Genomic DNA, 17,174 nt, shown 5'->3' on the forward strand with positions numbered 1-17,174 from the left:
AGAACCCTTGCGGTCGAGAGCCGGTATTGCTGCAGTGGAACGTATGCCTTTCGTCGAGCATGACCGCGGCCGCGCCTACTACCGGCACTGGGCCACCCCGCAACCCCGTGCCGCCGTCGTCTTCCTGCACGGGTTCGGTGAACACACCGGGGTCTACCACCGCTACGGTTTCGCACTCAACGCCGCTGGGATCGACCTGTGGGCAGTCGACCAATTCGGCCACGGCCTCACCCCGGGAACCCGTGGCGATTTCGGCTCGATCGACGACAGCTCGGCGTTGGCCGAGTCCCTGACCGCGCTGGCCGAACAGGAAACTCCGGGCATACCGCTGGTGGCACAAGGACATTCGTTCGGCTCGGTGGTCACGCTGTTCCGGTTGCTGGGCGAGCCGCACCGGTATCGCGCCGGCATCATCTCCGGCGCGCCACTGGCGCCAATACCCGAATTGGTGGATGCGGACACGGCACTGGACCTGGACCCGAACTGGCTGTCGTCCGACCCGTTCTACCTGGACGCCCTGGAGAACGATCCGTTGGCCTTCGTCGACGCCGACGGGGCCGCGCTCACCCGCGAACTCGACCGGGCCTGGGACCGCTTCGGAGCCGAGTTGCCGACGTTGTCGGTGCCGACGCTGGCACTGCACGGTACGGCCGACGTCATCGCGCCGATCGGCGCGGTACAGGCCTACGCCGAACAGATAGAACCGTTGCAGTTCAAGGAGTTTGCCGGCGGCAAGCACGACATTCTCAATGACTCGACGCACCGCGAGGTGGCCGCGGCGATCGTGGAGTTCATCGACGCGCGGGTCTAACGCCGCGCCGCGTACCCGGCAGTGAGCCAGTAGATGGTCCGGTCGAGGCTCGGCACGATCTCGGTGATGGCGATCTCGCCCGCGGTGAAGCGTCCGACCAGACCGAACACCAGGCTGGTCAGGATGTTGTCGAAGTCGTGCACAAATGCCTCGTCGACCCCAGCCAGGATCGACAGGCCCGCGGGCATCACGGCATCGAGCCCACGGCGCACCAGTCGGTCCCCACCCGGAGCGGCTCGGGCGCGCGAGTAGGCCCGCAGCATGTCCGGGTGCTTCTCCCACGGCTCGAACAGGGTGCGGAACATCCGCATCAGCGCCTCATAGAGCGACTCCCCCGGCTCGCGCACCTGGCCCGTCACTCCCGAATACCGGTTCTCTGCCATCCAGGAATCCAGCGCGGCCAAGATCAGCTCATCGCGGGTGGCATACCGCTTGTAGATCGTGGCCAGCGACGTCTTGGCCCGACGCGCCACCTCACGCAGCTGCACGGCGTCATAGCCCTCCGTTTCGAGGAGCTCGACGACGATGTCGAGAATCCGGTCCCGTTCTTCTGCCACTTCGAACACACCCTTGCCGTCGACGAGTAACCCGGTTACCGTACCGCTGTAACACGGTTACAGCCATTCGCGAAGCGAGGATCAATGGGCAATCTGGACGGAAAAGTCGCCTTCATCACCGGGGTCGCCCGCGGCCAGGGACGCAGTCATGCGGTGACGCTGGCCAGTGCAGGTGCAGCCATCATCGGTGTCGACATCTGCGCCGACATCGCCTCCAATCCCTACCCCATGGCCGGCCGCGACGAGCTCGACGAGACGGTCGCCCTGGTCGAGGCGGCCGGCGGCAAGATGCTCGGTTCGGTCGCCGATGTGCGTGACTTCCACGCCCTAAAGACGGCCCTGGACGTGGGCGTCGAGCAGTTCGGACGGTTGGACATCGTGCTCGCCAACGCCGGCATCGCGCCCACCGCGTTCCGGGAGGTGACGATCGACGAGGACCTCGCGATGTGGACCGATGCGATCGGAGTCAACCTCGTCGGCTCATTCCATACCGCCAAGGCGGCGATTCCCCACCTGATCGACGGCGGGCGCGGCGGATCCATCGTGTTCACCAGCTCCACCGCCGGGCTGCGCGGCTTCGGCGGATCACAGGGCGGTGGGCTGGGTTACGCGGCATCCAAGCACGGCATCGTCGGCTTGATGCGCACCCTAGCCAATGCCCTTGCCCCGCACAATATCCGGGTCAACACCGTGCATCCGACCGCAGTCAACACCATGATGGCGGTCAACCCGGCGATGACGGCGTTCCTGGAGAACTACCCCGACGGCGGACCCCACCTGCAGAACCCACTGCCGGTGGAACTGCTCGAACCACAGGACATCAGCGCGACGATCAGCTACCTGGTCTCCGACGCGGCCAAATACGTCACCGGGGTCACCCTCCCGGTCGACGCCGGCTTCACGAACAAGCTCTGATGGGGCGCGTCACCGGCAAACGCGTGCTGATCACCGGCGCAGCACGCGGCATGGGCCGAAGCCACGCGGTACGTCTGGCCGAGGAGGGGGCCGACGTGATCCTCGTCGACATCTGCGAATCACTGCCCGAGGTGGAGTATCCCTTGGCCACCCGCGATGATCTCGACGAAACAGCCCGTCTCGTCACGGAATTGGGCCGTCAAGCCCTCACATATGTGGTCGACGTGCGCGACGGTGAGGCGTTGAGCGCCGCGGTGGCCGACGGCGTCGAGAAGCTCGGCGGCCTGGACGCTTCGGTCGCCAACGCGGGAGTGCTGACCGCCGGCACCTGGGACACCACCACCGCCGGCCAATGGCGCACCGTCGTCGACGTGAACCTGATCGGCACCTGGAACACCTGCGCGGCCGCCCTGCCGCACCTGGTGGACCGCGGCGGCAGTCTGATCAACGTCAGTTCGGTGGCCGGGCTCAAGGGCTCACCGCTGCACACCCCGTACACGGCATCCAAGCACGGTGTCGTCGGGCTCAGCCGCGCGCTGGCCAACGAGCTTGCCGCAGTCAATGTTCGGGTCAACACCGTGCATCCCACCGGAGTCGCCACCGGGCTGCGACCCGAATCCCTGCACACCCTGATCCACGAAACCCGTCAAGACCTGGGGCCGATCTTCCAGAACGCACTGCCGATCCAGATGACCGACGCACTCGACATCAGCAACGCGGTGCTGTTCCTGATCTCCGACGAAGCCCGGCACGTCACCGGACTGGAGTTCAAGGTGGATGCCGGGGCGACGATCCGATGACCGCCGCCGACACCCGGACCGAACGGGGCAGACGCGAATTCGCCGAGGTGATGACGTTCCCGGCACCGGAAGACGACTCGCCGGCGACTGCCAACCTGATCGACTTCGTGTTCGCCGAGGTGTGGCCGCGCACCGGGCTGTCCCGACGCGACCGGCGGTTCGTCACGCTGGCCTGCGTGGCGGCCGCCGACGCCGAAGGGCCACTGCGCGATCACGTGTACGCCGCGCTCAACAGCGGGGACGTGTCGATCGTCGAAATACGGGAAGCCGTGCTGCATTTCGCGGTATATGCGGGCTGGCCCAAGGCCTCGTGGTTCAACATGATGGTCGACGAGCAGTGGGAGCGCATCCACCGCGAACGCGGGCTGACGCCGCCGGCTTCCGAACCGCTGTTGCCGCTACCCACGCCGAGCGATCCGGAAGACCGATTGCTCTGCGGGGAACAGTCCTTCCGCGACATCAACTGCATCCCGTTCGCGCCGACCCGCGACAATCCCTACTCCGGGGCCGGAATTCTGAACTTCGTGTTCGGCGAGATGTGGTTACGCCCCGGGCTGGGCATGAAGGAACGGCGCTTGATCACGGTGGCCTGCGTGGCATTCCAGGATGCGCCGCTGCCTATTCTCAGTCACGTCTACGCCGCGTTGAAGAGCGGTGATGTCTCGTTCGAGGAGATGGACGAACTGGCACTGCATTTCGCGGCGTACTACGGCTGGCCCAAGGCATCGAACCTCAACCAGGTGATCCGAGAACAGCAGCAGCGAGTGTTCGAGGAATCGCGCACCGAGGGCTGATCGTCGGTTACACCCACCTCGGTGGGCCGCCCACTGTGAAGACGATCGCGAGAATCTGCAGCAATGTCGCCATCGTCTTCACGCTCGTCCGGGCCCGTTCCGCGCTCGGGTTGACGTGAGCCAGGCAACACCCCACAATAGCCGTCATGTTCGGTCAGAAATCCACATCGACGGTCAGACGTGCTGCCGGTTGAGCGTCATGAGGCGATCGTCGAGGCCGTAGGCACCGCCCAGGCGATCAGCACCGACGAACTCGTCCGCCGGCTCGGGGTATCAGCCGAGACGATCCGGCGTGACCTGGCACTTCTCGAAGAACGTGGGGAGCTGCGCCGGGTCCACGGCGGCGCCGCCGCGGTGGCCGACCAGCGCCCCATCGAGCCGTCTTACTCCGAGCGCACGATGATCCGGCACCAGGCCAAAGCACAGCTGGCCCGGGTGGCCGCCGGTCTGCTGGAAAACGGGCAGACCGTGATCATCGACATCGGGACGACCGCCGTCGCAGCAGCTCGGGCGATCCCCCGCGGGTTCACCGGCACCGTGATCACCCCGTCTCTGCCGGTCGCCGTCGAACTGGCCGACCGCCCCGGAATCGAACTGCTGTTGGCTGGCGGCCGCGTCCGGGCCGGCGATCTGGCCTGCTCGAACGCCCATACCAAGGCGTTCTTCACCGACGTCTACGCCGACATCGCGCTGCTGGGTTCCGGCGGTGTCGACGCGGCGGCCGGGCTGACCGATTTCCACCTCGACGAGATCGACGTGCGCCGCACGATCATCGCCAACAGCGCCCGCAGCTACATCCTGGCCGACTCCTCCAAGCTCGGAAAGGTTGCGCCCTACCGGGTCTGCGACCTGAGCGCGGTCGACGGGCTGATCACCGACGAGAACACCGACCCCGCAGTGGCCGCGGCCCTCGAGGAGACGGGAGGTGTGGTCATGCCGGCGCGACCGGCAAGCGCCTGAAACGGGTGCGGGCGCCGTTGCAGCGTCGCCCGCGGACCGAGCCATCCCTTCGCGAAACAGACAATTTCCCGCAGAAAGCCCGATCCATGACAAATTCTTCCATATCGGCCTACGGCTATACCGAGACGCTGGAACGCGGCACCGGCAAATTCGCCTCGTTTGCCGTGGCCTTCGCGTTCGTCTCCATCGCCACCGGCATCTTCACCACCTACGGCAGCGTGCTCAACAGTTCCGGACCGTTGGGCATCTGGACCTGGCCGATCGTGATCGTGGGCCAGGTGGCAGTGGCACTGTTGCTCGGCTCGCTGGCCGCCCGCATCCCGGTGACCGGCTACGCCTACCAGTGGGTGTCGCGGCTGGCCAACCCGATCCTGGGCTGGATCACCGGCTGGATCTCATTCACCTTCCTGGCCATCGTCGTGGTGGCAGTGGATTACACCGTGGCCGCCACCGTGGTGCCCGCGCTGTTCGACTTCCAGGGCACCGCGCTGACCGGCTTCCTGATCACCGCCGGGGTCATGCTGTTGCAAGCCCTGCTCGTGGGGTTGTCCACGAAGTGGACCGAACGGGTGAACAACTTCGCCGTCACCGCCGAACTGCTGGTGATGGTCGCGCTGGTGGTGCTGCTGTTCATCGTCGGCGTGATCGCGCACAAACTGTCGATGGGCAACCTGTTCTCCCGCGGCGACATCCCTGCCGACGGCTACTGGAGCTTCGGCACGGCGACATCGGCGGGTCCGTGGATGCTCGGCTTCCTGCTCGGCGCGTTCACCATCGTCGGTTTCGAATCGGCCGCCAACCTCGCCGAGGAAACCAAGAGGCCGGAAATCGTGGTGCCGCGCGCCATGTGGCAGGCGGTGCTGGCGTCGGGTGTACTCGGCTTCCTGTTCCTGTTGGTGGTGACCGCCGCCGTCAACGACCCGACCACACTGGCCCAATCGGGTACCCCGATCGCCGACGTCATCCGTGACATCCTCGGCTCATTCGTCGGCACCGCGCTGCTCATCTTCGTCGCCGTCGGAATCTTCGCCTGCGGTCTGGTCATCACGATGAGCGGCGTGCGCCTGGTCTGGGCGATGTCACGAGACCAACGTTTCCCGGGTTGGCAAGCCCTGCACAAGGTTTCACCCCGATTTCGGACGCCGCTGAACGCCACCGTCGCGATGTTCCTCATCTCCTCGGTGATCCTCGGCTTGTTCTCCACCAGTACCGACGCGCTGTTCAAGCTGTTCTCCGCGGCAACGCTGTTACCTGCCACGATCTACGCGATCACCGTCGCGCTCTACATCGCCACCCGCAAGAAGCTGCCTCCGAGCCAAGGCTTCCGTCTGGGCCGCTGGGAGATCCCGGTTCTGGTGGTCGCCGTGATCTGGCTGGTCTTCGTGCTGGCCCTGTTCCGCGATGCCTCGTTCAAAGATCCGTGGCTCTACGTCCTGGCGATGGTCGCCATCGGTGCGGTCTACCTCGGTTACCTGCTGGTCACCCGCGGCAAGGAAGGTCTCAAGATGCCTGAGATGACCTCGATCGACGCCGAATTGGACGACGTGGCAAGCGAAACCAGAGATTCCGTGAAATGACGGTTCTGGCCATCGACCAAGGCACCTCGGGGACCAAGGCGATCGTGGTGGACCCCGAACACGGCGTGGTCGGTTTGGCCGAGGTGGCGGTACATCCGCGTTATCTCGACGGCGGCGGCGTCGAGCAGGACCCGGCAGAACTGCTGGAGTCCGTGCTCGGCGCCGGGCGCGCCGCCGTGGCGCAAGCCGGCCGCCCGATCGACGCGGTCTCACTGGCCAACCAAGGCGAGACCGTGCTGGTCTGGGACCCCGACACCGGCCGACCCCTGACCCAGGCCATCGTGTGGCAGGACCGGCGAGCCGAAGCCCTGTGCGCCGGACTTGCCGAGCACGCCGAGATGCTCGCCGCCCGAACCGGACTGGTGCTCGACCCGTACTTCTCGGCACCGAAGATGGCGTGGCTGCGCCGCAATGTACAGACCGAAGGCGTGGTCACGACTTCTGACACCTGGCTGCTGCATCAGCTCACCGGCGAGTTCGTCACCGACGCCACCACCGCCAGTCGTTCGGCCGCGGTCGAACTCGGCGCCCCGGACTGGGACCCGGAGTTACTGGACGTGTTCGGCCTGGACGGCGAACACCTGCCTCGCATCGCCGCGAACGACGAGATCGTCGGCACCACATCGGCATTCGGCACCAACGTGCCGATCGGCGGGATCGTGGTGGACCAACAGGCCGCACTGCTGGCCGAGGCGTGCCTGGAGCCGGGCATGGCCAAATGCACCTTCGGCACCGGGGCTTTCCTGCTGTCGAACACCGGGACCAACCCGGTCCGCTCCACCGCGGGACTGACCTCCTCGGTGGCCTGGCGGCTGGGCGGCGTCGACTCGTTCTGCATCGACGGCCAGGTCTACACCGCGGCGTCGGCCGTGAAATGGCTGACCTCCCTCGGAGTGATCAGCGGGGCCGCCGAGATGGACGGCGTCGCCGCATCGGACAACGCCGGTGTGCTGTGCGTGCCCGCTCTGGCCGGCCTGGCCGCGCCGTGGTGGAAATCCCATGCCACCGCGTCGATCTCGGGAATGACCCTGTCCACCGGGCGTGGACATGTCGTGCTCGCGGTACTACAGGGCATCGCGGCGCAGGTCGCCGAACTGGTCACGGCGATCGAGGCCGACGCACCGCCGTTGACCAGACTGCGCGCCGACGGCGGGCTCACCCAGTCGACGGTGCTGATGCAGGCCTGCGCAGACATCCTGCAGGTGCCCGTCGACGTGTATCCGTCGGCGCACGCCACCGCTCTGGGTGCCGCCGCGCTGGCCCGGCTCAGCCTGGCGCCCGAACAGTCGGTGCGCCACGTCGTCACCGACTGGACCCCGGCGGCCACCTATGAACCGCGATGGAGCCCGGAGCGCGCCGCCGAATTCCGTTCGGCCTGGCGCGATCTGGCCGAAACCACGTATCAACAGGAGATTTCATGAACACCCCGACCTCCGACGGCTATGACGTCGTGGTCATCGGAGCCGGCATCGTCGGCTCCGCCATCGCCCGCGAACTGTCCGGATACCAACTGTCGGTCGCTCTGCTCGAGGCCCGCGATGATGTGGGCGACGGCACCAGCAAGGCCAACACCGCGATTTTGCACACCGGCTTCGACGCCAAACCCGGCACCCTGGAATCGGCCATGGTCCGCCGCGGCTACCAGTTGCTGTCCGACTATGCGGCCCACACCGGAATACCGGTCGAACACACCGGCGCAATCCTGGTGGCCTGGGACACCGAACAACTCGACGCACTGCCCAGTCTGAAAGAGAAGGCCGAGGCCAACGGTTACCACCGGTGCGAGATCGTGGATTCCGCCGCGGTATACGACGCTGTTCCCGCGCTGGGGCCCGGCGCCCTCGGCGGCCTCACCGTGCCCGGCGAGTCGATCATCTGCACCTGGACGGCCAACCTGGCACTGGCCACCGACGCCGTCAATCGCGGTACCACGCTGCTCACCAAGCATCGGGTCCAGCGCATCGAAAGCGACACCGAGGGAACGACGCTGCACACCACTGCCGGTCCGGTGCGAACCCGGTGGGTGGTCAACGCGGCCGGGCTGGGTGCCGACGTGATCGACGGCCTGTTCGGCTTCACCCGCTTCACCGTCACCCCACGCCGCGGCGAACTCATCGTCTACGACAAGCTGGCCCGGCCCCTGGTCGACAAGATCGTGCTGCCGGTGCCGACCTCGCGCGGCAAGGGCGTTCTGGTCAGTCCGACGATCTACGGCAACGTCATGCTCGGCCCCACTTCGGAGGACCTGACCGACCGCACCGCAACGGGCACCTCCGAGAACGGTTTCGAGTTTCTGCTGGAGAAAGGACGCGGGCTGATGCCGGGGCTGCTCGACGAGGAAGTCACCGCGACATACGCCGGGCTGCGGGCCGCGATCGACCACGGTGACTACCTGATCGAGGCCGACCCGACACAGCACTACCTGCTGGTCGGCGGTATCCGCTCCACCGGACTGACCGCAGGCATGGCCATCGGGGAATATGCCCGCGAACAACTGGTTTCGGCCGGCCTGGAACTGACCCCGGCCGCCGAACTGCCCACACCGCCGCGGATGCCGAACCTCGGCGAAGCATTCCCCCGCCCCTACCAACAAGCCGAGAAGATCGAAGCCGATCCCGCCTACGGCCGGATCGTGTGTTTCTGCGAGCGGGTCACCGAAGGAGAACTGCGCGATGCCTGCCGTTCCGTGATCCCACCGGCGGCATTGGAGGGGCTACGCCGACGCACCCGCGTGATGAACGGCCGCTGCCAGGCATTCTTCTGTGGTGCCGAGGTGCAGTCGGTGTTCGAGCGCGAGCGTCAGGAGAACAACAAGTGAGCGCCTACGACGTCGCAATCGTCGGTGGGGGTCCGGCCGGCCTGACCGCCGCGGCCGAGCTGGCCGGCAGCGGACTGACTACCGTTGTGCTGGAACGTGAATCGGCGGCCGGCGGCATTCCGCGGCACAGTGACCACCCGGGTTACGGCATCCGCGACATGTTGACCTTCATCGGCGGGCCGGCGTACGCCCGTCGCCTGGTCCGCGCGGCCACCTCGGCCGGTGCCGAGATCCGAACCGCCACGATGGTCACCGGTTGGGCGGGCGAGAAGTCCTTGGAGCTCACCTCGCCGGCCGGGCGCGAACAACTCGACGCCCGCGCGGTCATCCTGGCCACCGGCGCCCGCGAGCGCCCCCGTCCGGCCCGGTTGATCCCCGGCGACCGGCCCGCCGGCGTCTACACCACCGGGCAGCTGCAGAACACCGTGCACCTGCAGCACCGCCGTGTGGGCACGCGTGCGGTGATCGTCGGCGCCGAGCTGGTCAGCTATTCGGCCGTGCTGACCCTCAAACACGCCGGATGCGAAACCGTGCTGATGACAAGCGAGTACCCGTCACCGGAGTCGTATGCGGTGTTCAACCTCGCCGGCCGCACCCCGCTGCTCGGCGTCGAGGTCGCCACCACCACCCGCGTCACCCGCATCATCGGCAGGGGCGTCGTCGTCGGCGTCGAGATCGAGAACATCCGCACCGGGCAACGCCGCATCGTGGCCTGCGACACCGTGGTGTTCACCGGGGACTGGATTCCCGACCACGAGCTGGCCCGCGCCGCCGGACTCGACATGGATGCGAAGAGCCTGGGGCCGGTCGTCGACACCGCGCTGCGGACCAGCCGCGACGGCGTGTTCGCCATCGGCAACCTGCTGCACCCGGTGGACACCGCCGACATCGCCGCGCTCGACGGACGGCATGTGGCCGCCCAGGTGCGGCGCCACCTGAACGGCGTCACCGCGCGCGACGAGGCGGTCCGCATCGAAACGGTTGCGCCGCTGCGGTGGGTGGCCCCCGGCCTGCTGCGGCCGGGCGATCCGGCGCCGTCCCGACACCGGCTACTGCTGTGGACCGACGCCCTGGTGCGGATACCGAAAGTGGTTGCGCGTCAGGACGGTCGGGTGATCGGACGCAAGACCTTGGCCTGGCCGGCCTCACCCGGGCGGATGTTCCGGGTGCCGTCGAGCATCCTCGACGGCGTCGATTTCCGCGGTGGTCCGGTCAGCCTTTCGCTTCGGTGAAGGTGATGTGCAGTTCGGTGAGACCCCGCAGCAGGAACGTCGGCTCGTAGGAGTATCGGCGCTGCTCGGCCGGGCCGTGCACGGATTCGTCGATGGCGATGTCGCGCATCCGGTCCAGCAGACGGGCCACGGTGATCTGCCCTTCGACCCGGGCCAGTGGCGCTCCGGCGCAGGTGTGGATACCGCGGCCGAACGCGATGTGCTCCCGCACATTCGGGCGGTCGATGCGGAACTGATCGGGGTTCTCGAATTTACGCGGATCCCGATTGGCCGCACCCAGGCACAGCATGAGAACGGTGCCGGCCTTGATCGGCACGCCACCGAGCGTGGTGGTCTTGCGGCACAACCGAAAGTCGATCTTGGTGGGACTCTGGATACGCAAGGCCTCCTCGATGAAGGCCGGGATCTGATCGGGGTTTTCGCGCAGCTGCTGCTGGAACTCCGGCCGGTCCCCCAACGTCTGCACCGCGGCACTGAGCAATTTGGTGACGGTCTCTTGTCCGGCCGCGAACAGGAACGTCGCCGGGCGGACCACCTCGAGAAGTTCTGGGATCGATCCGTCCGGGTACGTCGCGGCGGCCATCCCGCCGAGCACGTCGTTACGCGGATGTTCCCGCCGCTCGGCGATGTAACCGCTGAACTTGTCGTCCAGGTACTGCAATGGATTGAGCCCCACCGCTTCACCGTCGAGCGCCCCCACTCGGCTACCCGGCTGGTGGCCCGCGCCGAGGGCCATTCGGAACTCGGCACGGTCATTCTCGGGCACGCCGAGCAGGTCGGTGATGGCGAGGGTGGCGAACGGCTTGCCGTACTCCCACAGGAACTCGCAGCGGCCGTTGGAGATGAACTCGTCGAGCTGGCGATCGGCCAGCTGCCACATGTAGTCCTCGTTCTCCTTGAGCCGCCGCGGGGTGAGCAACCGGCTCAGCAACGAGCGGGCGCGTTCATGCTGCGGCGGGTCCATCACCACCATGTGCTCGAAGATCGGGAACTCGTGACGGTGCGCCTCGATCTGCTCGGTGATGTCGTCACCTTCGGGTTCGAACGGCAGCGGCGGGAACGGGCCGCCGATCGCGTTGACCGCCGAGAACGAGTCGTGGTCCTTGAAGGCCGCCATGACTTCCTGATATCCGGTCACCGCGACCACACCGTGATGCGGTTCGGTGAACACCGGTCCGTTGCTGCGCAGGTATTCGTAGTACTCGTAGGGATTCTGGGCGACGGCCGGGTCGGCGAAATAGTCGACGGAGGCGAGATCGGTCATGGCTCAGTGGCCTTTCGTGCTGGTGGCGAGGAGGCTGATCGCCTGACGCGGGCAGGCGTCGACGGCGGATTTGACGGTGTTCCAGGTATCTTCATCCCACTGCCCGTCCGCCGGGGCGGCGCTGGCCACCTCGGCGTCGGACAGGTCGAATACTTCGGGAGCAAGTTGGATGCACAGTGCATGGCCCTCACACAGGCCTGCGTCCACCCGGACCCTGGTTTTGCTCGTGTCGTCGGGCATTTTTCCTCAGTTCTGAATTTGATCAATCGATCAAACCGTTAGGATGGCTCATGCTTACCACCCCCGACCGTGAGCGGTCAAGGATGGCTTTAGGCCGCAAACATGCCTTGTCGGGCAATGGTTTTCGGAGGCCGCGCTGATGCCGGCGGCACGTGGCGCCAAGGACAAGGACGCCGGCACGCGCAAGCGACTGATCGAGGCAACTGCCCAGGTCATCCGCGACGAGGGATACGCTGCCGCCACCACCCGCCGCATCGCGGCAGTGGCCGGAGTGCGCTCGGCGCTGGTGTACTACTACTTCGACACCCTCGACGACCTGTTCATCTCGGTGTTGCGCAGCGGCGCCGACGCGGCGTTGGCCCGGATGCGCGAAGCGGTGACGAACGACGACCCACTGCGTGCCCTTTGGCTGATCAACTCCGACTCCCGCGTCACCGGGCTCAACACCGAGTTCATGGCTTTGGCCAACCACCGCAAGGCAATCGGCGCCGAACTCAAGGCGTACTCCGAGCGGGTCCGCGACATCGAGGCCACCGCCATGGCGGGAGTGCTGCGCGCCCACGGTGTGGACATGGAGCAGTTTCCGCCGGTGGTGATGTCGATGCTGCTCACCCAGTCCGCCCGCAGCCTGTGCAACGAAGAGGCGGTCGGCGTGACCGAGGGCCACGCCGAATTCCGCGCCTTCGTCGAACGCTTTCTGCACCGGTTCGGCAGCGACCAAACCGCTACTTGAGCATGCTGCCCGCATCCACGGTGACCGGCAGACCGGTGATGTAGCGGGCCTCGTCCGAGGCCAGGAACAGCACCGAGTTGCTGATGTCCACCGGTTCCACCCAGCCGACCGGCAGGACGTGCATCAACTGGGCCACCACGGCCATGTCGTCGGGGCCCGGGTTCTCCAGATCCGGGCGGAACAACTTCATCGTGCCCTCGTTCATGAACATCGGGGTGTTCACATTCGTCGGACACACGGAGTTGACCCGGATCGAGTGCTGGCCCAATTCCACTGCGAAGCTACGCATCAGCCCGATGACACCGTGCTTGGCCGCGATGTAGTGGCCGGTGTGCGGGTAGGCCTTGAGGCCGCCGACCGAGCTGGTCAGGACGATCGACCCGCCGCGGCCACCGGAAAGGATGTGGGGCACTGCGGCTTTGACGGACTTCCAGACGCCGGACAGGTTGACGCCGATCATGTCGTCCCAGTCGGACTGCTTGGTCTCGTGCAGCAGATTGCCGCCGTTGCCGATTCCGGCGTTGGCCACCACGATGTCGAGCCGGCCCAGCTGCTCGGCACCGCTGTCGACAGCTTCCTTGAGCGCATCGAAATCGCGCACGTCCACCTGGGCGGTCACGATGCGGCGGTCCAGACCCTTGATCAGATCCGCGGTCTCGGCCAGATCATCCGGCGTCGACGCCGGAATCGCGCTCGTATCGGTGACCGGCGCGCAGACGTCGACAGCGATGATGTCCGCACCCTCTTGCGCCAACCGCAGCGCGTGACTGCGGCCCTGCCCGCGCGCCGCGCCGGTAACCAGGGCGACCTTGCCCTCAACCCGACCAGTCATGTGCATCCCTCCAACGATTGTTTGATCGATCGATCAAACTATGGGAGTTGCCGCTCCAGATGTCAAGGGTGTAGCTGATCAGCCGATCAATGCCCAACGGCGGCGCCCCCGGATGCCCGTAAGCCTGGTTATAGGTTGCTTCACAGCCAACTCTCAGGTGGCACATAGCCGCCCGAGCCCCGATCGTCAGGGTCGGCGAGCGCGGCGGCCACTCTTCCGACCTGTGCAGATCACCTGCCACAGACAACCACACACAGGAAGTTCACAGGTATATAGCTCACCTAAATGTGGTTAGCCATACCTATTGTTTCTTAGGTAAACCTCAGCTAACGTCTGAGCGCCGTCATTGGGGCGGCGTTTAAATCGAAAGAGGAGATAGTCGTGCAACAAGCACTTCCCTGGTCGGGCGGGCGCATGAACAAGTTCGTCGTCGGCGGGGTCGCGGCGCTGGGTGCCAGCGTGATCGCAATCAATCCGATCGCCACCAGTCCCGCCCTGATCGAGGCACAGCACCGAGCCGTCGAGTTGGTGGCCAGCGCCACCGCATCTCCGCTCGACGTATACGGCGAGCTGTTCGACAACACCATCACGAACATCAGCACCCTCGGTGGGCAGCTCGCGGCGAACCCGTTCCCGGTCCTGAGCACGATCGCCGCAAACCAACAGGGGTACGCAGAGCAGATCGGCACCGCCATCCAGGCGATTCCCTCCACCCTGGAGAACTGGTACGAGAACGGTGGCCGCGAAGGAAGCGCGGGCAAGGTCTATGTGGCCGCCATCCAGACCGCGCTCGAAGCCGGCGATTTCAACACCGCGTACGACAACTTCAACAAGTTCTTCCTGTTCGGCCTGCAGAACTCGGTGTTGCCGGTCTTCAACGTCCTGTTCACGATTCCTCCGAAGATCGCACAGAACTTCGCGGACGCGGTCACCGCGGTGTCGAGCTCCGGAACCTTGGTGTACGGCCTGTTCCAGTCGCTCTTCGCGCCGGTGAGCGGCGCGGCGTTCGAGGCATCACGGGTCAACGACGCGATCTCCGCGGCCTTCTCGTCCGGAGACGTCCAAGCCGCCCTGACGGCTGCGGTGAACGCACCGGGCATCATCGCGAATGCCTTCCTGAACGGTTTCGACTACAACGACGGTGACACCACCGAGGCGTGGTCAGGATTGTTCGCTCCCAAGGGAACTCGCGCCAGCGGTGGCCCGATCTCTCAGCTGCTGGTCACGATCCCGCAGAAGATCGCCGCCGCCATCACCAACTCGACCGCCACGACAACCGCCACGGTTTCGTCCGTCACGGCCTCCACGACGGGAGCCGCTGTGGTGACGGATGCGCTTTCGCCGGTGAGTGATTCGACGACATCCGATGCCGTCGAGACTTCTGTCACCGACATCAGCGCCGGCGCCGACGCCGCCGAGGCGGCCGAGGACGCAGCCGCTTCGACGGCAGACACCGCGACCAGCAAGGACGCTCTGGCCGCCAAGAGCGCGCTCACCGCCAAGACCGCCACCGACACCGACACCGCTGACGCGACAGTCGCGTCTACCGGTGGCGAGGACGCCACCGCGACCGAGGAGACCGGTTCGGAAGAGGCCAAACCGGCGAAGGGCGAGTCGAGCACTCAAGGGAAACCGGGTGGATCGCGGCTGCACGCGGCCGCCAAGAAGCTCGGCGAGAAGATGCGGGGCTCGAAGAGCAAGGCCGCCTCCTCGGACACCGGCGGCACGTCCGCCAAGAGCTCGTCCAAGAGCTCGTCCAAGAGTGAGAGCAAGCACGCCAAGAAGCAGTCGGGCCACAAGTCCGCAGCGTGATCACGGCGTAGATGACACTGGGCCCCACCCTGTCGGGTGGGGCCCAGCTACGTCGACGCGCTACCTACGAAGAGGAACCAGAATCCTTCTTGGACTCCTTGGACTTGGATTCCTTGGACTTCTTCGACTGAGCCTTCGACTCGGCCTTCGCCTTCTTCGCCTCAGCCTTGGCCTCCTTGGCCGCAGCCTTGGCTTCCTTGGCCGCGGCGGCCTTCGCCTGCCGGGCTTCCTTGGCCTCGCTGAACTTGGCCTTGATGCGGTCCGAGATCTTGGCCTTGCCAGTGGTCGTGCCATCGGCGTTGGCGTTGGCCTCGGCGGTCTTGTCGACGGCCGGCGTGGTCACGGCAGCGCTGTCATCCGCCGCGACCGGCGCCGCCTCGATGCTCGGAGTCTCTTCCTTCAGGACCTCTTCCTTGACGGGTTCAACCGCGGTCTCGACCTTTGCGGGCTCGATGGCCGGCGTCTCGACCTTCACGGGCACGAGGGTCGACTTCGCCAACTTGCTCAACGGCGAAACAGTCAGCTCGTCGGTAACTTCCTGAGCCACGGCGATCGTCCGTGCCGCGTCCGCCTCCGGGGTGACCACCGGCGGGGTGTTGTCGATCGCCTCGGCGAAGGCCTTGGGCAGGTTGACCAACAGGTTTTGCAGCAGGCCCGGGACGATCCGAGTGCCCCCCTGCTCACCGGGCTCGGCCCAGGTGAGCAACGCCGGCCACTCGGAGTTGCCACCCTCTCCCGACTCGTCGGGGTCGGCGTACTTGAATCCGTTGAGCGCAGCATTGACGAGGATGCCCGGCGTGTTCACCACGGCATTGAGGGCGCCCTCGAAATCACCGGCGGCCACCGTGGTGCTCAGCGCGTCGGCAATACGAGCGAGCTCGAACGCCGGGCCGCTGACGATTGCGACAGCCCCTTGGAACAAGGTGCTGACGACGACGGTCGAGGTGAAAGTCGCAGCGATCAGGTTCGTGAAGTTCTGCGCAATCTGCTCGGGGATGCCGGTCTGGTAGGTCTGGCCCTGACCACGCGGGATTCCCGAGAGGATGAACCCGGGAGCGATCAACGAACCGAACGCACCCTGGAAGGCGTACAGCATGGAGTGGTTGAACAACTCGTACGCCCCGGCGAGGTCACCCTCCTGAAGTTTTGCCTGGGCGTCATCCAACATCGCCTTACCCTTGGCACCGTCGTACCACTTCTGCAGGTTCGTGGGGATGGCTTCGAACGCCGCGCCGGCCTTCTCGGCGTAGCCCAGCTGGTTTTCCACGATCTGACTCAGCAGCGGTGCCGGGTTGGCCGCCACCGCACCGCCGAGATGCTGAAGGTTGCTGAATGTCGTCTCGAACAGCTCGCCGTATACGTCGAGCGGAGACGCGGTGGCATCCATGACGGCCGTCAGGTCGTACGCAAGCGTTTTGGCCTGCTCGACGACCGCGGTGTTCTGGGCAACCGGGGTCACCGCGATGGCGCTGGCGCCCACCATGGCGACGCTGGCGATAAGGAACTTGTTCTTCCGGTTTACCGATGCGGTGTCACCGGAGGAAGCAAGGGCAGGATAGGGCAACTGAGTCTCCTGAAGCTGATAATTGACTGTGGAACGACCAAAAGTTAGCTTAGGTTACTCTAAATTTCAATAGGTATGGCTACCCTGACCTCTACCCAGACTCGACACCCGTCAAAACTGTCCCACTTTTGAGAAAACCCCAGGTAATACAATGTAGCGGGCCCCCTCCCCTCTGGGGGGGGGGGCGCCCCCATGAGGGGGGGGCGGGGAATTTTTTAAAAGGGTGATGGGGGCGGGGGGTGGGGGGGGGGGGGGGGGGGGGGGC

At 66.0% G+C, this 17,174-nt stretch carries 16 protein-coding genes; 11 read left to right on the forward strand and 5 right to left on the reverse strand.

Features of this window, described 5'->3' with window-relative positions:
* Positions 1-43 precede the first annotated feature (43 nt).
* Complete coding sequence (locus A5740_RS22835) at positions 44-811, forward strand: alpha/beta fold hydrolase (protein ID WP_076197859.1); 768 nt, start codon at positions 44-46, stop codon at positions 809-811.
* Here A5740_RS22835 and A5740_RS22840 read toward each other — a convergent pair.
* On the reverse strand, positions 808-1,368 hold the full coding sequence (locus tag A5740_RS22840) for a TetR/AcrR family transcriptional regulator (protein ID WP_076197899.1): 561 nt from the start codon (positions 1,366-1,368) through the stop codon (positions 808-810). The two genes, A5740_RS22835 and A5740_RS22840, sit on opposite strands and share 4 nt — an antisense overlap.
* An 84-nt stretch (positions 1,369-1,452) precedes the next feature.
* Here A5740_RS22840 and A5740_RS22845 point away from each other — a divergent pair, with 84 nt between their 5' ends.
* From A5740_RS22845 to A5740_RS22880, 8 genes are all read left to right on the forward strand, one after another.
* Positions 1,453-2,283: a mycofactocin-coupled SDR family oxidoreductase gene (locus A5740_RS22845; RefSeq protein ID WP_076197861.1), complete on the forward strand. Its 831-nt coding sequence runs from the start codon at positions 1,453-1,455 to the stop codon at positions 2,281-2,283.
* On the forward strand, positions 2,283-3,083 hold the full coding sequence (locus A5740_RS22850) for a mycofactocin-coupled SDR family oxidoreductase (protein WP_175616333.1): 801 nt from the start codon (positions 2,283-2,285) through the stop codon (positions 3,081-3,083). The genes A5740_RS22845 and A5740_RS22850 overlap by 1 nt, the downstream gene beginning before the upstream one ends.
* Positions 3,080-3,877 (forward strand): carboxymuconolactone decarboxylase family protein, encoded by a 798-nt coding sequence (locus A5740_RS22855; protein ID WP_076197863.1) that lies wholly within the window; start codon positions 3,080-3,082, stop codon positions 3,875-3,877. The genes A5740_RS22850 and A5740_RS22855 overlap by 4 nt, the downstream gene beginning before the upstream one ends.
* A gap of 180 nt (positions 3,878-4,057) precedes the next feature.
* A complete protein-coding gene (locus tag A5740_RS22860; protein ID WP_076197865.1) occupies positions 4,058-4,837 on the forward strand; it encodes a DeoR/GlpR family DNA-binding transcription regulator in 780 nt (259 codons plus the stop codon).
* Positions 4,838-4,923: 86 nt separating this feature from the next.
* Positions 4,924-6,414, forward strand: coding sequence for an amino acid permease (locus A5740_RS22865; RefSeq protein ID WP_076197867.1), 1,491 nt, complete (start codon positions 4,924-4,926; stop codon positions 6,412-6,414).
* Positions 6,411-7,835, forward strand: a complete 1,425-nt coding sequence (locus tag A5740_RS22870) for an FGGY family carbohydrate kinase (RefSeq protein ID WP_076197869.1) — start codon at positions 6,411-6,413, stop codon at positions 7,833-7,835. The genes A5740_RS22865 and A5740_RS22870 overlap by 4 nt, the downstream gene beginning before the upstream one ends.
* On the forward strand, positions 7,832-9,232 hold the full coding sequence (locus A5740_RS22875) for an NAD(P)/FAD-dependent oxidoreductase (protein ID WP_076197871.1): 1,401 nt from the start codon (positions 7,832-7,834) through the stop codon (positions 9,230-9,232). Before A5740_RS22870 ends, A5740_RS22875 begins: the two co-directional genes overlap by 4 nt.
* The gene (locus tag A5740_RS22880; RefSeq protein ID WP_076197873.1) at positions 9,229-10,464 is read left to right on the forward strand and encodes an NAD(P)/FAD-dependent oxidoreductase; all 1,236 of its coding nucleotides are present in this window, start codon (positions 9,229-9,231) and stop codon (positions 10,462-10,464) included. The genes A5740_RS22875 and A5740_RS22880 overlap by 4 nt, the downstream gene beginning before the upstream one ends.
* Here the strand turns inward: A5740_RS22880 and A5740_RS22885 are convergent.
* Positions 10,445-11,728: a cytochrome P450 gene (locus tag A5740_RS22885; RefSeq protein WP_076197875.1), complete on the reverse strand. Its 1,284-nt coding sequence runs from the start codon at positions 11,726-11,728 to the stop codon at positions 10,445-10,447. The two genes, A5740_RS22880 and A5740_RS22885, sit on opposite strands and share 20 nt — an antisense overlap.
* Positions 11,729-11,731: 3 nt before the next feature.
* On the reverse strand, positions 11,732-11,968 hold the full coding sequence (locus A5740_RS22890) for a ferredoxin (RefSeq protein ID WP_076197877.1): 237 nt from the start codon (positions 11,966-11,968) through the stop codon (positions 11,732-11,734).
* A gap of 139 nt (positions 11,969-12,107) precedes the next feature.
* Here A5740_RS22890 and A5740_RS22895 point away from each other — a divergent pair, with 139 nt between their 5' ends.
* Positions 12,108-12,701 (forward strand): TetR/AcrR family transcriptional regulator, encoded by a 594-nt coding sequence (locus A5740_RS22895; protein WP_076197879.1) that lies wholly within the window; start codon positions 12,108-12,110, stop codon positions 12,699-12,701.
* On the opposite strand, the gene A5740_RS22900 is transcribed toward A5740_RS22895, so the two are convergent.
* On the reverse strand, positions 12,694-13,533 hold the full coding sequence (locus A5740_RS22900; protein WP_076197903.1) for a mycofactocin-coupled SDR family oxidoreductase: 840 nt from the start codon (positions 13,531-13,533) through the stop codon (positions 12,694-12,696). The two genes, A5740_RS22895 and A5740_RS22900, sit on opposite strands and share 8 nt — an antisense overlap.
* Before the next feature lie 381 nt (positions 13,534-13,914).
* Between A5740_RS22900 and A5740_RS22905 the strand changes: the two genes are divergently transcribed.
* Complete coding sequence (locus A5740_RS22905; RefSeq protein ID WP_076197881.1) at positions 13,915-15,345, forward strand: hypothetical protein; 1,431 nt, start codon at positions 13,915-13,917, stop codon at positions 15,343-15,345.
* Between the two features lie 64 nt (positions 15,346-15,409).
* Here the strand turns inward: A5740_RS22905 and A5740_RS22910 are convergent, their stop codons facing one another.
* Positions 15,410-16,909 (reverse strand): hypothetical protein, encoded by a 1,500-nt coding sequence (locus A5740_RS22910; RefSeq protein WP_139335302.1) that lies wholly within the window; start codon positions 16,907-16,909, stop codon positions 15,410-15,412.
* Positions 16,910-17,174: the final 265 nt, after the last annotated feature.

It is taken from the genome of Mycobacterium sp. GA-1841 (assembly GCF_001954135.1).
GTDB lineage: Bacteria > Actinomycetota > Actinomycetes > Mycobacteriales > Mycobacteriaceae > Mycobacterium.

Coding starts and splice junctions, on each gene's coding strand:
- A5740_RS22835 (WP_076197859.1), top strand. CDS start 44: ATGCCTTTCGTCGAGCATGACCGCGGCCGCGCCTACTACCGGCACTGG.
- A5740_RS22845 (WP_076197861.1), top strand. CDS start 1,453: ATGGGCAATCTGGACGGAAAAGTCGCCTTCATCACCGGGGTCGCCCGC.
- A5740_RS22850 (WP_175616333.1), top strand. CDS start 2,283: ATGGGGCGCGTCACCGGCAAACGCGTGCTGATCACCGGCGCAGCACGC.
- A5740_RS22855 (WP_076197863.1), top strand. CDS start 3,080: ATGACCGCCGCCGACACCCGGACCGAACGGGGCAGACGCGAATTCGCC.
- A5740_RS22865 (WP_076197867.1), top strand. CDS start 4,924: ATGACAAATTCTTCCATATCGGCCTACGGCTATACCGAGACGCTGGAA.
- A5740_RS22870 (WP_076197869.1), top strand. CDS start 6,411: ATGACGGTTCTGGCCATCGACCAAGGCACCTCGGGGACCAAGGCGATC.
- A5740_RS22875 (WP_076197871.1), top strand. CDS start 7,832: ATGAACACCCCGACCTCCGACGGCTATGACGTCGTGGTCATCGGAGCC.
- A5740_RS22885 (WP_076197875.1), bottom strand. CDS start 11,728: ATGACCGATCTCGCCTCCGTCGACTATTTCGCCGACCCGGCCGTCGCC.
- A5740_RS22890 (WP_076197877.1), bottom strand. CDS start 11,968: ATGCCCGACGACACGAGCAAAACCAGGGTCCGGGTGGACGCAGGCCTG.
- A5740_RS22895 (WP_076197879.1), top strand. CDS start 12,108: ATGCCGGCGGCACGTGGCGCCAAGGACAAGGACGCCGGCACGCGCAAG.
- A5740_RS22900 (WP_076197903.1), bottom strand. CDS start 13,533: ATGACTGGTCGGGTTGAGGGCAAGGTCGCCCTGGTTACCGGCGCGGCG.